The 13624-nt window shown below is 44.5% G+C and carries 13 protein-coding genes and 1 pseudogene; 10 read left to right on the top strand and 4 right to left on the bottom strand.

Features of this window, described 5'->3' with window-relative positions:
* Positions 1-24: 24 nt before the first annotated feature.
* Positions 25-918: an alpha/beta hydrolase gene (locus ACSR9A_RS05125; protein ID WP_473756028.1), complete on the bottom strand. Its 894-nt coding sequence runs from the start codon at positions 916-918 to the stop codon at positions 25-27.
* A gap of 426 nt (positions 919-1344) precedes the next feature.
* Positions 1345-2142, bottom strand: coding sequence for an undecaprenyl-diphosphate phosphatase (locus ACSR9A_RS05120; protein ID WP_473756111.1), 798 nt, complete (start codon positions 2140-2142; stop codon positions 1345-1347).
* Between the two features lie 338 nt (positions 2143-2480).
* Here ACSR9A_RS05120 and ACSR9A_RS05115 point away from each other — a divergent pair, with 338 nt between their 5' ends.
* The 6 genes from ACSR9A_RS05115 (at position 2481) to ACSR9A_RS05090 (ending at position 7803) form a co-directional block, all read left to right on the top strand.
* Positions 2481-3086 (top strand): DUF4304 domain-containing protein, encoded by a 606-nt coding sequence (locus tag ACSR9A_RS05115; RefSeq protein WP_473756027.1) that lies wholly within the window; start codon positions 2481-2483, stop codon positions 3084-3086.
* A 12-nt stretch (positions 3087-3098) separates the two neighbouring features.
* Entirely contained in the window at positions 3099-3692 is a 594-nt protein-coding gene (locus ACSR9A_RS05110) for an NAD-dependent epimerase/dehydratase family protein (RefSeq protein ID WP_473756026.1), read from the top strand.
* A gap of 17 nt (positions 3693-3709) precedes the next feature.
* Positions 3710-4408 (top strand): response regulator transcription factor, encoded by a 699-nt coding sequence (locus tag ACSR9A_RS05105; protein ID WP_473756025.1) that lies wholly within the window; start codon positions 3710-3712, stop codon positions 4406-4408.
* 17 nt (positions 4409-4425) lie between these two features.
* On the top strand, positions 4426-5805 hold the full coding sequence (locus tag ACSR9A_RS05100) for a sensor histidine kinase (protein WP_473756024.1): 1380 nt from the start codon (positions 4426-4428) through the stop codon (positions 5803-5805).
* 97 nt (positions 5806-5902) lie between these two features.
* Positions 5903-6577 (top strand): hypothetical protein, encoded by a 675-nt coding sequence (locus ACSR9A_RS05095; RefSeq protein WP_473756023.1) that lies wholly within the window; start codon positions 5903-5905, stop codon positions 6575-6577.
* Positions 6578-6840: 263 nt separating this feature from the next.
* Positions 6841-7803: an MBL fold metallo-hydrolase gene (locus ACSR9A_RS05090; protein ID WP_473756022.1), complete on the top strand. Its 963-nt coding sequence runs from the start codon at positions 6841-6843 to the stop codon at positions 7801-7803.
* A gap of 82 nt (positions 7804-7885) precedes the next feature.
* Here the strand turns inward: ACSR9A_RS05090 and ACSR9A_RS05085 are convergent, their stop codons facing one another.
* Entirely contained in the window at positions 7886-8239 is a 354-nt protein-coding gene (locus ACSR9A_RS05085) for a DoxX family protein (protein WP_473756021.1), read from the bottom strand.
* 154 nt (positions 8240-8393) lie between these two features.
* Here ACSR9A_RS05085 and ACSR9A_RS05080 point away from each other — a divergent pair, with 154 nt between their 5' ends.
* Entirely contained in the window at positions 8394-8738 is a 345-nt protein-coding gene (locus ACSR9A_RS05080) for a winged helix-turn-helix transcriptional regulator (RefSeq protein WP_473756020.1), read from the top strand.
* Positions 8739-8980: 242 nt separating this feature from the next.
* Here ACSR9A_RS05080 and ACSR9A_RS05075 read toward each other — a convergent pair.
* A pseudogene (locus ACSR9A_RS05075) lies at positions 8981-9709 on the bottom strand (SDR family oxidoreductase).
* 174 nt (positions 9710-9883) lie between these two features.
* On the opposite strand from ACSR9A_RS05075, the gene ACSR9A_RS05070 reads away from it, so the two are divergent.
* The 3 genes from ACSR9A_RS05070 (at position 9884) to ACSR9A_RS05060 (ending at position 13510) form a co-directional block, all read left to right on the top strand.
* Entirely contained in the window at positions 9884-10807 is a 924-nt protein-coding gene (locus ACSR9A_RS05070) for an AraC family transcriptional regulator (protein ID WP_473756019.1), read from the top strand.
* 229 nt (positions 10808-11036) lie between these two features.
* Positions 11037-11921 carry an ABC transporter ATP-binding protein gene (locus ACSR9A_RS05065; protein ID WP_473756018.1) on the top strand — a complete coding sequence of 295 codons (885 nt, stop codon included), beginning with the start codon at positions 11037-11039 and terminating at the stop codon, positions 11919-11921.
* Positions 11918-13510: a hypothetical protein gene (locus tag ACSR9A_RS05060; RefSeq protein ID WP_473756017.1), complete on the top strand. Its 1593-nt coding sequence runs from the start codon at positions 11918-11920 to the stop codon at positions 13508-13510. The genes ACSR9A_RS05065 and ACSR9A_RS05060 overlap by 4 nt, the downstream gene beginning before the upstream one ends.
* Positions 13511-13624 lie beyond the last annotated feature (114 nt).

The raw sequence follows: 13624 nt of genomic DNA, 5'->3' as shown, positions 1-13624 counted from the left end.
GGTGCGCAATCGCTATCGTTTTATTTACTTAAAGATGCGTTGCGAAAATTGATACAGCCCGCTGCTCCAAACTTTCCCTTCATGTCCGCCCACATCTAGATACCACATGTGCGGGATATTCATAGTGTTCAAGCTATTATGGAAGTTTTGGCTGACCCACAGCAGACCGTCCGATGCGCCGCATGACAGCCACAGCAGCTTCAGTTGACTGGCAACCTGAAGCGGATTGGAAATGAGCTGCGATGCTGACTTCGTATTAGGAGCGGATGAGAACGCACCAATCCAAGCGAATTTGTTCAGATGGGTTAGTCCAAAGTTCAGTGTTTGTCCGCCTCCCATCGATAAGCCGGCTAACGCGCGATTCTGCCGATTTGTATACACCGGATAATGGGAGTCGATGTAAGGAATGAGATCATTGATCAGATCAAACTCAAATCTTTCGAAGGCGGCTACCTTGTCCGGAGCATAAATATCGCCAACTGGGCGATCATCCCACATTGCGCGACCGTTCGGGAATACTACAATCATTGGCTCCAGTTTGTTCTCGGAGTACAGGTTGTCGAGAATATTCCTCGGATTCATATTATTGAGCCATTCATTCTGATCCCCGCCAATACCGTGCAGCAAGTAGAGGACATTATATTTTTTTGAAGTTGAATAGCCCGGAGGCGTATACACCATCGCATTTCTCGACTTGCCTACTGTTGAGGAATAATAGGAAATCTGCTGCACGTTTCCGTGCGGAATATTTGCGCGATAATTGGTATATCCTTGCGGAGCCGGGATTATAGGTCCGCTGGTAGCCGTGACAGCAGGGCTGCTCTGGTTTTGTGTCTGGGACGCAGCATAAGACATTGTCGGCACCATTAACGCAGTGACCAAAGCCAGACTAAAAATGCGAGATAAGGTTTTCTTCATTTCAATAATCCTCCTTGAATAAATTTGTGAATGCTCTTGGCCTTGCTAGTTCGAGTGGACCCTAATTCACTCTGTTCTATGACTCTCTTTAGAAGCTACTCTCCTTTTACTATCAGATTGTAAACCCTTTCAATATGGAATGGCCGCCCCCCTCTCCCGACCCGCAGTAATATCCAAGCCCGAGAATCAAAGCCATGCGCAGTCATGAATGTAAACGCATTCAAGATGATGGTACCATATTTAGAATATTATGTAAATCATGATTTTCGCAATCTATTCACGCCACAATATAATACATATTTACCAGATTTGCTTGAAACTTCGTACGGGCTCACAAATCTCCCTTCGGTGGTTTGAAGGGAGATTATTAATCGCTGCCTCGGCTTGGGCGATATGAATTAGGTAACATGAGACTTCTAATCAGTCTTATAAATATAAAATAATAAAAAAGGCGATTGCTAGGACGAACCGGTAATAGGCAAACCATGACAATCTCAACTTTTTGACCAAGTTTAGGAAAGTTATAATCGCAATCATGGCGACGATGAACGCCGCAACCAGGCCGATGAGAAATAACGGAATATCGGCGGAGGTCAAGAAGTCTCTGCTCTTATAGAGATCGTAGGCAGTAGCTCCGAACATAATCGGAACGGAGACGATAAACGTGAATTCAGCCGCCGCCTTTTGGCTTGTCCCAAGCAGCATCCCTCCGGAAATTGTTGATCCGGATCTCGAGAACCCGGGCCATACGGCCAAGCATTGAAATAAGCCGATTCCGAAAGCCTGTTTATATGAAATGTCATCCATTGTCTCCGCATTGACTTTTCCTCTATACCTGTCTGCGATAATCATGAGAACACCACCGGCGACAAGTCCGATAAGCACGGGCGCAGGGCCGAATAATCGCTCCTTTATAAAGCCGTGGATTGTGAAACCGGTAATGACGAAGGGGATCATTGCGATAATGACATGGATAATATTAATGCCCGGTCGCTTCAACGCTGCGGGAGTCACCTTCAAAAATCCGAGAAACCTTTTCCAATAAAGAACTAGCACGGCGAGAACCGCCCCAAGCTGAATAACGATCTTAAAAGTATCGGCAACAGCCCCTTCAAAGTCCAGCAAGCGCCCCGCCAGTATCATATGGCCTGTAGACGATACAGGCAGAAATTCGGTTAGCCCTTCAATCATCCCCATGATGACGGCCTTAACATATCCGCTTATCTCGTTCAATCTAATAACCTCCCCATTTTAATACTTACTCGATTATAGTTAACAAGCAATCCAAGAATGTATCGATTTAGATTACAAAATCAAGCTTCTTCCTTACAAATTTGTAAGAGAGAGGAGCTGCATAATCAAAAAGAACAAGAAAGCCGGCTTCTTCCGGGCGAAAACATATTTTGACAAATCGATAATTCAGGTGAAAAGGAGGTAGACTCCAGAAAAACGATCCATATAATAAAAGTAACAGACGTGCATAAGACTTTGTCATAAACCGGATTCAGCAGTATTAAATAAAAGCTAGACAGCAGGTATGGCAATTTTACCTAGGAGGGATTGTGTTGCAGCAGCTTTTTAACGATCTGATTAAACAGGATGTAAAGCCGTTCCTTGCTCAGCATGGCTTTGCAAAGAAGAGTTTAAATTTCAGTAAAGCAACAGAAGGTCTCATCTACATGTTCAATTTCCAAAAATCCTCGGGCAATTCGGCGGACAATGTTATGTTTTATGTGAACTGCGGCATTTATGCGGCGGAGTTAGCGCAAATTCAATCGAAAGAGATTTTGACGGAGCCTAAGGAGGCGGAGTGTCACTACAGAGCAAGAATCGAGGCGATTGCCCGGGCTGTTCCGGCTCGCTTTGCCATTTCTCCAGATACGGATAGGGATGAGTTGAAAAAAACGCTGTTAAACGGATTGGAAGAAGTTATTCATTTCTATGATACGATGACCAGTGCGAGGTCTGTTGTGGACTATTACATTTCGGGTCCATTTTTGCATCTGGGCGAGGAGAGCTTTCAATTGCTGTTGCAATCCAACGATAAGGCAGCGGCAAAACAATATTTAAAGGCTTTGCAGGAGAAGTATGGAGCAGAAAATCGATGGACCATATTTGAAAATAAGTACGAGGCCATCTTCAATAAATACGGAGTAGAATTTAAATAAAGGGGGATTTAAATGAGGCTTCGTGATAAGGTTATTTTTGTTACAGGTATTTCCGGAACTGTAGGGGACAAAATTGCCACAAAGTGTCTCAAAGAGGGTGCAAGGGATAGCTCCCACTGGGGCTACAAGCTGATCGCAAAGCTTGCTGCGGCAGAAAAGGTGGATTGGATTCATTCTGAGGATTTGACACCATGGGTGCATGCGGGTAATCTAGCTGAGATGTGTGTATTAGCAGCGACGCATTCTGCGGCAGTAAACCAGGTCTACAACGCTGTGGACGGAAACTATACAGAAAATGAGTTTACTTTACGTATGGCGTATGCTATGAACAAAACGCTAATCATAACTGATGGAAACCCAATAAGAATGACGTATAACTGCAATAAAATCAGAAACGACTTGGGCTACCGTCCTATAAATAAATTCGTGGAGACCGTTGTTCAATTGGAGGAATATGTGAGGTATGGATTCCGGTTAGCAAAAGGTTGTAATAGCTTATCATTAGTTTTTGGCCACCCATTAGGTGGCCATTTTACTGATAGGGGGTATGTAAAAGAAGTGGAAAAGGATTTGCATGGCAGGAGGCAAATGAATATCCATACTTGAAGGGAGAGAGGGATCAAGTGAAAAAAATTCTTGTAATTGATGATGAAGCGGCACTTAGAGACTTAATTGAGCTTGTGCTCAAAAGAGAAAACTTTCGGGTGCAGACCGCAGAGAATGGCAGTATGGGACTTAAAATGTTAGATACCTTTCAGCCGGATTTGGTCGTACTGGATTTAATGCTGCCTGACTACTCCGGCTATGATCTATGCAAGGAAATCATTAAGAAGCAAGCGATTCCAGTTATTATGCTATCGGCAAAGAATGAAATCATAGATAAAGTTTTAGGACTTGAGCTTGGGGCAGAAGATTACATGACCAAACCATTTGATAACCGGGAGCTCATTGCGAGAATCAAAGTTGTGCTTAGAAGATATGAGAACATCGATCCGACAAAAAGTGACGAAGAAACTCGGATTACTCATCAAGAACTGGCGTTTGATCTGGAAACCAGGATGGTGCTGAAAAACGGAATCCCGATTTCGCTGACAGCAAAAGAATTTAAAATTTTGGAAACGCTGCTGAGAAGGCCAGGGAAAATCTTTACAAGGGATGAACTGCTGGAGATCGTATGGGGATATGATTTTTTGGGGGACAGTCGCAGCGTAGATATGACGATCATGCGGTTAAGGAAGAAGCTGGAGGATGACGCTGAAAATCCAAAATACGTGAAAACCATTTACGGATTCGGTTATCAGCTTGGAGGTGGCTCCACCTGAAATATGCAACCCGCCTTTTGTTGAATTATTTATTTTTTTCGGTATTGTCCTTTGCCGTTATTATTATTTCAGTCAATAAAGCGATTGATTACTTCAGCTTCGCGACCATAGAAAAGCAAATGATGGAAAAAGCGGATTTAAACGAATTGTCATTTAGAGAGATACTGGCAAAGCATGAAAAAGCATCTGTGGAGGGGCAAGTCTCGGATGTGCCAAGAAGCGCTCTGGAAAGGTTAAAGGCTTCAGGCAAGGAAGTGCGGATCTATGACAGTAATCAGAAGCTGTTGGGACTAGCGGTGGATGGAATCATCATTAATGACGGGACACCCCAGATTTTTCCGGGGAATATCCAAAATGCCTTAAAGGGGAATTATTCTTACACGATCACAGACAATCATCAGCTGTATTTCTCCATACCCATTCAGGATAAGTATTATCAGAATGTTTTTGTGTTTGAGTTCGTGGAGGACATCTCTTACTTTTTTGATATCATGGACAAAATTCGTTATATCCTCTTTGTTGGGGCAGGTGGATTCCTTGTTCTGATCACTCTTTCCAGTTTATTCATTGCCCGTAATACAACAAAACCGATTAAATATCTGCTTGGTGCAACAGAGAGCTTCTCCAAGCAACAGTTTCAGCAGGTGCAATTGAACAGGAAGGACGAGCTGGGGATGCTTGCAGCAGGATTAAACCGGATGGGTATTCAACTGAGCGACTATATACAGTATCAGAAGCAGTTTGTCTCCAACGTATCTCATGAATTGAAAACACCGCTCGCTGCTATCCGAGGGTTCTCCCAGTATTTATATGAGGGTGAAAATGAGAATAAGGATTTGCAAAAAATTTATTCTCATCTTGTAAATGAATCAGATCGGCTTACCCTGCTCATCAATGAGTTATTGATGCTATCCCGGTTTGACAAGGCAGGCCCGGAGGAGATTGGCCCGGAAAAGACCGATTTATCTATTCTAATTGACCAAATGGCAGTAGATATGAGAGGAAAAGCCGAAAATAAGGATATAGAGTTGGTTATTAAGCTGGGCAAATCGGCTTTCGTATATGTAAATCAAATCTTGATGTCACACGCCATTGCAAATATTCTAGACAACGCTATAAAATATTCCAATCCCAAAACGCAGATAAGAATGGAAACGTTTATCCGGCAGAATGAAGCGGTCATACAAATAAGCGATCAAGGTATAGGGATTGATGAGGATGAGATTGCACGGGTCCAAGAAAGGTTCTACAGAGCCAGAAATTCAAATGCTGCCAAAGGATCGGGACTTGGCCTATCCATGTGCAAAGAAATAGCTGAGAAGTTCAACGGGCATTTGAGCATTGAAAGCAAAGTGAATGTAGGAACCACCGTTTCCATCGTTCTTCCGTTGCTGTGAAGTTACAAGAATGATACATGTTTGTTATTACATTAATAAACGGTTTTCCTATAATAACCCCATAAGATGAAATAACTTAATTTATGGAGGGGTAAAAATGAAAGCATTAAGAAAATCAACAGCCTTGATGTTGCTGGTCGTATTGCGTACGACACTTTTGGCAGGCTGCCAGACCAATCAGAATAATTCGCAGGCGGCTGCCTCCACTGCTACTTTGGCCAGTCCAACACCCGGTCATTCAGCTGGCAATGGCTCTGGTTCCGAGGTAATCAAGGAGGGCATCATTCAAAAGGACGGGAATGTAATTCTAAAGGAGCTTGCCTTTGTCTATAACGACCATACCGTCGCTATTTCTGACATTGTTGATGATGAAAAGCTTAAAAGCATGCTGGGAAATGCGGTCGAGAAAAAATCCCACACCTATTCCAAATACGATGATTTAAATATGGACAGACTGCTTGGTTCTACCGAGAAGCGATATAAATTTTCAGGGCTTGAGATAAAAACTATTGATGCGACTGAGGACAAAAAGTTCTATATATTCCATATTAAAATGACCGACTCCAAATATTCCACGGTTAGAAATATCAAAGTCGGCGATAGTGTCAAGAAGCTAAGGGAAGCCTATCCCGAAGGTCATCTGTTTGGAAACGGAACACCTGGCGAAGAGGCTGTTTTTCAGTATGAAACGGCGAATTATGCGGATGTTATGACATTTTACATAAAAGATACCAAGGTTAAAAGCATCCTCATGTACTCGCTTTTGGACTAAGCTCTGCAATCAGAACGTAAAATGATTCCCTAAACGCTAAACGAGCCCTAGAAGAGATTTTAGGGGCTCGTTTTTTGTTTTTTTGGCAAAGGTTATTGCATGTCTGATTTTAGCTGTAGCGCAATTAACCTCACCTTGAAAAGATACTTGACAAAGCGGATGGTTTGTAACTATAATAATTACAACTTAACCTGTAACTTTCATTGTTACATTAATGGAGTGTGAAAGGAACATTAGGTTTATAAAGAGAGGGAGTTTTGTAAATGTTAAGCAAGAAATCATCAATTGGAGTTATTTTGTTAGTTTGTTTTATGTTCATACTTAGCGCATGCTCGGGTACAGCGAGTACGGCGAATACTGAAACGAATGCTGCGACGGCTACCACGAACACCGCGAGCGAAGAAAATAAAGCACCGGCGGTGGATCTTAAGATTACGACATTCAATCCAGGAGAAAGCAGTATTTTTCCTGTCTCTTCAAGCCTGATCGAAGGGCCGAATGAAGTGGTGCTCGTCGATGCCCAGTTCCAAAAGAATGATGCCGAGCAATTGGTCAAAATGATTCGAGACACCGGAAAGAAACTGACTACAGTCTATATCAGCCATAAGGACCCAGATTACTACTTTGGTCTGTCAGAAATTCAATCAGCATTTCCAGATGTAACAATTGTCGCTACCCCACTTACTGTGGAAGGGATTAAAGAAACGATCCAGATTAAGAATGATTACTGGAATCCGATTTTGAAAGAAAACGCCCCGACAGCACAGATCATTCCTGATGTCCTTGACGGAGATCAACTGACAGTAGATGGCGAAGCTATACAGGTAATCGGTCTTGGTGGTTCAGATCCGTCTCATACGGTCCTCTGGGTGCCTTCCAAAAAGACGGTCCTTGGCGGTGTTCCAATTTACGAAAACGTGCATGTGTGGATGGCAGACAACCAGACTCCAGAGAGTCGTGATCACTGGCGCGAGCTTTTGGACCAGATTTTAGCGCTGAATCCGGAACGGGCTATCCCTGGTCATTACCTGGGTGAGAGCTCCGGAGAGGTATCCAGTATAACCTTCACCCGAGACTACATTGCTGAATTTGAAGCTGCGGCAGAGAAGGCCAAAGATTCCAAAGAGCTGATTGCGGCCATGGAAAAGGCTCATCCAGACTTCAAAAATACAGGTGACTTGGAGATGAGCGCTCAGGTAATCAAAGGTGAAATTTCCTGGCCATAAGTTAACGCTAAATGCCCCCAAACAACATCCTTTTCCGTCAATATTCGGATGGGATGTTGTTTTTATTTGATAGAGCTACTACCTAAAAACGACTGATCGCAACGAATACAGCGAATGCGAAAAAGACGATGTTCACGCTAATTTCTCGATATTCCTTACGCTTCATGTGAAAGAGGGCACCGAAGAGAACGACTACGGCAAGTGCTGTTGCGGCAATTGGCGTCAGCACCGGTGAGATATTTGTCGCTTGAGGCAGAATGATTCCAATTGCCCCCAGTAATTCTGCTAATCCAATAAAAACTACAAACCCTTTTGAAACGTCCTTTACCCATCCCCAAGAAGCTTGGGCTTTTTCATACTGAAATGCCTTCAACCATCCTGAGTAAACAAAACCCAGTGCTGCTAGACCTTGAACGATCCATAACGCGATATTCATGAATCATGCTGCCTCCTAACTACTTTTTCGCTACTTGCTAAAGGTATAATAGACCTTAGTCCATGATTTAAGGAAGTAGGCACTTTATCTAAACATAGTTAACAAAAGGTTACCTTAACCAAGCATAAGGAAATGAAGAAATGGGGGGGCTTTAATGAAATCATATTGCAAGTTTGAATCGGCACTGGATATTTTAGTGGGGAAATGGAAGTCAGTCATTCTGCTTCAGCTTATTTCGAACGGCATCATGAGATTCAGCGAGCTGCAAAGAGCAATACCGGATATCAATAAAAAGATGCTCACGCAGCAGTTAAGAGAACTTGAGTATAACGACATCGTTTATCGCAAGGTGTATAACCAAATTCCGCCGAAAGTGGAATACTCCATTTCAGAATACGGCAAAGGCTTAAGTACAGTGTTACAGGCACTTAACGATTGGGGAGAGATCCATGGCCAGCATATGATTGAGCTGCACGGGGAAGATCGTTCAGGGGATTAAGTTGGGTGAAAAAGGATGGCTAGCAGCGGTTATATAAGCCTGTTAGGCGTTAAATGCATATTCGCTGATAGCCCCGTTAAGCTAAACCTTACCCTAAGTGGGAGCAAGTTTTTTAAGAGCGTGCCCACAAAGGGGCTGCTCCTTTGATTTTTGTAGTTGTAGGATGATAAGTGCTGCTAACAAGAATGTCTCTCGGTAGTTCCCCAATAGGGGAATGGGGAAAATAGGCCCTTTTATTTACTCTACACTTGAGCGGTGGGACGAATCACGATCTCGTTCACATCGATATTATCTGGTTGTTCGATTGCGTATGCAATCGCACGGGCCACCGCATCCGGTGTCATTGCTAGTTTATCCCGGATGGCGGCGAGTTGATCTCTTAATGCCAGGTCTGTCATGCCCTCCGTGAAATTCGTCTGCACAATACCGGGCGAAATGATGGTTACGCGCAGCTTATCGCCAGCCTCTTGGCGCAACCCCTCCTAGATCGCGCGCACAGCAAATTTCGTTCCGGAGTAGACCGACTGGTTCGGCACGGTCTTATGTCCTGCTGTAGAAGCAGTGTTCACGAAATGCCCGAAACCTTGTTTTCGAAAGATAGGCAAACCTGCAGCTATGCCATACAAAACGCCTTTAATATTGACGTCAATCATGTCCTCCCAATCTTCGACGCACAGATCATCGAGAGGGGAAATGGGCATAACACCGGCATTGCTGACGAGAACATCTAGCTTCCCGTACCGTTCGCATGCCAGCGTAACGAGTCTGCACATATCCTCACGCCGTCTCACGTCAGTGCTTGCATAAACAGCTTCGCCACCCCTATTTGTAATGCGTGCCGCCAGCGCTTCAAGTCGATCCACTCCGCGCGCCCCAAGGACGACCTTTGCTCCGCGCTCGGCTAGCAACAGTGCTGTTGCTTCTCCAATTCCGCTACTTGCACCCGTAATGACGACGACTTTATTCTCCATTCTTCCTTCCAAGCTCATAGCCCAATCCTTCTTTCTGTGATCTCTTGGCCTTGCAAGTACATTTTAAGAAAAATTCGATTGAATCGGGTAGATCAATCATGTCCTATTCTTGCCTAATCCTATCCGGTGTGGATATAATTAGCCATCAGAGTTCGCGGAAAGGAAAGATGAAGCATGCACAATTTCGTCCACTCCCCTAAGATTTCTGCTCATCTACAAGAACTGATTCTTCTTATTCAACGTCACGCGCCTTCGGACGGAACACACGCCACAGCAGTGCCGGACCTTTGTTTCAGGCGCGCCAGCCATATGTCGGAGCCGACGCATACGGTCAATATGCCCTCACTGTACGTGATCGCACAAGGTTCAAAGACTGCAATGCTGGCCGGGGAAAATTACGTGTACAATCCGGCCACCTACATGGTCACCTCAGTGCATCTGCCTGTAATCGGGAAAATCACTTTAGCCTCGCCGCATATTCCTTATCTGAGCCTTCATTTATCCATTAACCCAGATGATATTATGGACATTATCCATAAGAGCAGCTCCCAATGGAACGGAAAGACGGGGCGAGGCATATTGGTGAGCCAATCCGATCATCTGCTGCTTGATGGGCTGCTTCGGCTTGTCAGACTTCTAGATACACCTGAAGATATTCAGTTTCTTGCGCCGCATATCACCCGCGAGATCCTTTATCGTTTGCTGCAAGGTGAGCAGGGAGCTTTAATCAGGCAATTTGCCATAGTCGGCAGCTATGCGCATAGCATTTTCAAAACAATCAATCTGATTAACCGCGATTACTCCAAGCCTCTTGTGATCGAAGAATTGGCGAAGGTAGCAAACATGAGCCCTTCTTCTTTGCACAAGCATTTTAAAAGGGTAACGGCGATAAGCCCACTACAGTATCAGAAGGCTATCCGACTGCAGACAGCACGCCGCTTGCTGCTCTCGGAGGGATTAGAAGCCGCTGATGCGGGCTTTCGCGTTGGCTACGAGAGTCCTTCGCAGTTCAGCCGGGAGTATGGCCGCATGTTTGGACGTCCCCCAATGAACGATGTTAAGCATCTGCGTAATGCCTTAAGTGTTCCGGTTGATTGATATGCAATAAACCTAATAAAACCGTCAGGACGCATCTCTCTGACGGTTTTTCTTATTGTCCGTCCCATGCAAGCTCTCCGTTCTCTCCGAGACCAAAGTCTAGTAATGAACTGAACCTAAGGCAGACGCGGAATAGGTAATTTTTAGTTAAAGTAAGTTGCAGAGGATAACCTTGGATATTAGCAAAATAGAGCAGGTGTAATCATCATACATATAGGCGGGGGCAATTATGGAATTATTGATTGAAAGCGTGAGCAAGAAATATAAGGGGGATTTTTATGGGCTTCGGGACTTATCGCTAGAGATACAAACAGGCGTCTTGGGATTGCTTGGCCCGAATGGTGCAGGAAAATCAACATTGATGAGAATTCTATCGACCATTACCCAGCCAACAGGCGGAAAGGTGAGCTGGAATGGTATCGATATTACGAAAGATCCCAATGCTGTACGACGCATTTTAGGTTATTTGCCACAGGATTTTGGCGTTTACCCGCATTTAAATGCGGTTGAGTTTTTGGAATATTTGGCGTCAATCAGAGGGCTGGATTATAAAATCGCAAGAAAAAGAATTGACGAGCTGCTGCACCTGGTTAATCTGCATGAGGTGCGCAAAAAACCGTTGAACGGTTTTTCAGGCGGGATGAGACAGCGAGTGGGCATAGCACAGGCGTTGCTGAACGATCCCAAGCTATTAATTGTGGATGAGCCCACGGTGGGACTTGATCCGGAGGAACGTATTCGGTTTCGTAATCTCCTATCCGAGCTATCAGGAGAACGTATTGTTATTTTATCCACCCATATCGTATCCGACATCGAAGCGACCGCGACCGATATCGCCATTGTCAACCAAGGACGAAGTGTCATACAGGCAGCACCAAGCGAATTATTAGCAGCGACGGTCGGGAAAGTTTGGGAGTGGCTAATACCGAGTCATACATGGGTGGAGGTGCGCAAACAATTGCTGGTCAGCAGCACCATTCAAACCAGTGAAGGGGTGCGTGTAAGGGTTATTGCCGATACGCAGCCTTCAGCGGAGAGCCGCTTGGTGACGCCAACGTTAGAGGATGCGTATTTGTATTACATTTCAGCAAGCAAGCAGGGGGCAATAGCATGACCTCGCTTCGTATTCTCTTTCATATGATGAAGGCGGACTATTTGGAAAGGGTTCGGCGCTATAGTTTTTTGATTACTGTGCTCCTGTCCATGTTCCTCGTATATAAGTACATCCCTTCAAGTGATGAAAATTATTTAACCTTATCGCTGCAATCTATGCGCGGCCTATATAACTCTGCATGGGTCGGGAGTGGAGTAGCGGTATTAGCATCCATGCTATTAAGTCTTCCGGCGTTTTTTCTAGTGAAAAATGCAATAGAACGAGATGTGCAGACTGGGGTTGGGCAAATTATTGCGACGACTCCGATTACTAGATGGATGTACACCATGGGTAAAATGTGGAGCAACTTCGTATACTTGCTGTCTATCGTTGCTGTATTAATGGTATCTGCGCTTGCCATGCAGCTGATTAGAGGGGAAGATTACGCGGTTGATTTGGTCGCGTTATGGCTTCCATTTATGTATTCGACCTTGCCAACGATGGCTTTGGTGGCTTCAATTGCTATCTTTTTTGAAGCGGTACCATGGCTGCGTAAGGGATTAGGCAATTTAATATATTTTATAATATGGATCTTTTCGCTGATTTTCTCGACTAATGCCACTCATTCTATCAAGGACATACTCGGGATTTCGCCAATCATTATCAACATGTCGAGTGAGGCGAATGAAAGGATTTCTAATAGCCATGGGGGCCATATCTCAGGGATAAGCCCCTTGAGGGGAGAGCTGCTAACCTACAACTGGAACGGTGTACATTGGACGATTCAGATGTTTATAGAACGGTATGCTTGGCTTGCTGCGGCAGTCATAATTGCAATAGTGGCTTCATTCTTTTTTCACCGGTTTGATTTGACACGTTACGTTAAAATAAATAAAACCAGCAAGCCCAATGAAACGGAAAATGCGGAGCCATACAGTAAGCCTGCATCTAGGAGTGAGACGGATATAAAGTTAACTCCTTATGCGGCTGCAAAGTGGAAAACAAACTATTTTACAACATTAGCTCTGGAACTGCGTCTGATGCTCAAAGGGCAGCGTTTGTGGTGGTACCTGGCAGCGCTAGTTATGATCGTATTAGGATTAGTATTACCGATTGAAACCGTAGCAGCGTATGTTGTCCCTTTTACTTGGCTGCTGCCTATCCTCATTTGGTCGACCATGGGGACAAATGAAACGTATTACCGTACCCATTCATTGATTTTTACAGCGGTGCATCCCGTTCGGAATACATTTATCGGATTGTGGCTGGCTGGCATTATTGTGGCTTATTTGACGGGCAGCGGTGCCCTCATTCGTTTTCTTATTGCGGGTGAATGGGATAGTTTAATGGCCATGGCCGTTGGCGGATTGTTTATACCTGCATTAGCTGTAGCATTGGGCATATGGTCGGGGAATGGCAAGCTGTTTCAAGTGGTATTTATGCTGCTGTGGTATCTAGGTCCCTTTAACAAGTGGGAGGCTTTGGATTTTATAGGGTCGACACCGCAAGGCCTGGATCAAGGGATATACGTCTATTACCTGCTAGCCACTATAATCTTGCTGATGCTGGCCGTCATGGGAAGAGTGCGACAAGCGAAAATGTATAGTTAAAAGTAGTCGAAGCGTCGAAGCACATGATGTGTCCTTGGCGCTTTTTTGGTCTGGCTTTTTCATGGAAATGTTTGGTTAAGAGCCTCCATATCCCCCCATTTGGGTGATATGTTT

The sequence above is a fragment of the Paenibacillus sp. R-74696 genome, assembly GCF_055814915.1.
The sequence above is the reverse complement of the archived record's forward strand: the minus strand, read 5'-3'. Positions and strand labels throughout refer to the sequence as shown.

Bases quoted from the DNA above. Each gene is read 5' to 3' on its own strand.
- ACSR9A_RS05085 (WP_473756021.1), bottom strand. From the start codon at position 8,239: ATGAATATCGCGTTATGGATCGTTCAAGGTCTAGCAGCACTGGGTTTT.
- ACSR9A_RS05070 (WP_473756019.1), top strand. From the start codon at position 9,884: ATGCACAATTTCGTCCACTCCCCTAAGATTTCTGCTCATCTACAAGAA.
- ACSR9A_RS05065 (WP_473756018.1), top strand. From the start codon at position 11,037: ATGGAATTATTGATTGAAAGCGTGAGCAAGAAATATAAGGGGGATTTT.
- ACSR9A_RS05125 (WP_473756028.1), bottom strand. From the start codon at position 918: ATGAAGAAAACCTTATCTCGCATTTTTAGTCTGGCTTTGGTCACTGCG.
- ACSR9A_RS05110 (WP_473756026.1), top strand. From the start codon at position 3,099: ATGAGGCTTCGTGATAAGGTTATTTTTGTTACAGGTATTTCCGGAACT.
- ACSR9A_RS05080 (WP_473756020.1), top strand. From the start codon at position 8,394: ATGAAATCATATTGCAAGTTTGAATCGGCACTGGATATTTTAGTGGGG.
- ACSR9A_RS05095 (WP_473756023.1), top strand. From the start codon at position 5,903: ATGAAAGCATTAAGAAAATCAACAGCCTTGATGTTGCTGGTCGTATTG.
- ACSR9A_RS05060 (WP_473756017.1), top strand. From the start codon at position 11,918: ATGACCTCGCTTCGTATTCTCTTTCATATGATGAAGGCGGACTATTTG.
- ACSR9A_RS05090 (WP_473756022.1), top strand. From the start codon at position 6,841: ATGTTAAGCAAGAAATCATCAATTGGAGTTATTTTGTTAGTTTGTTTT.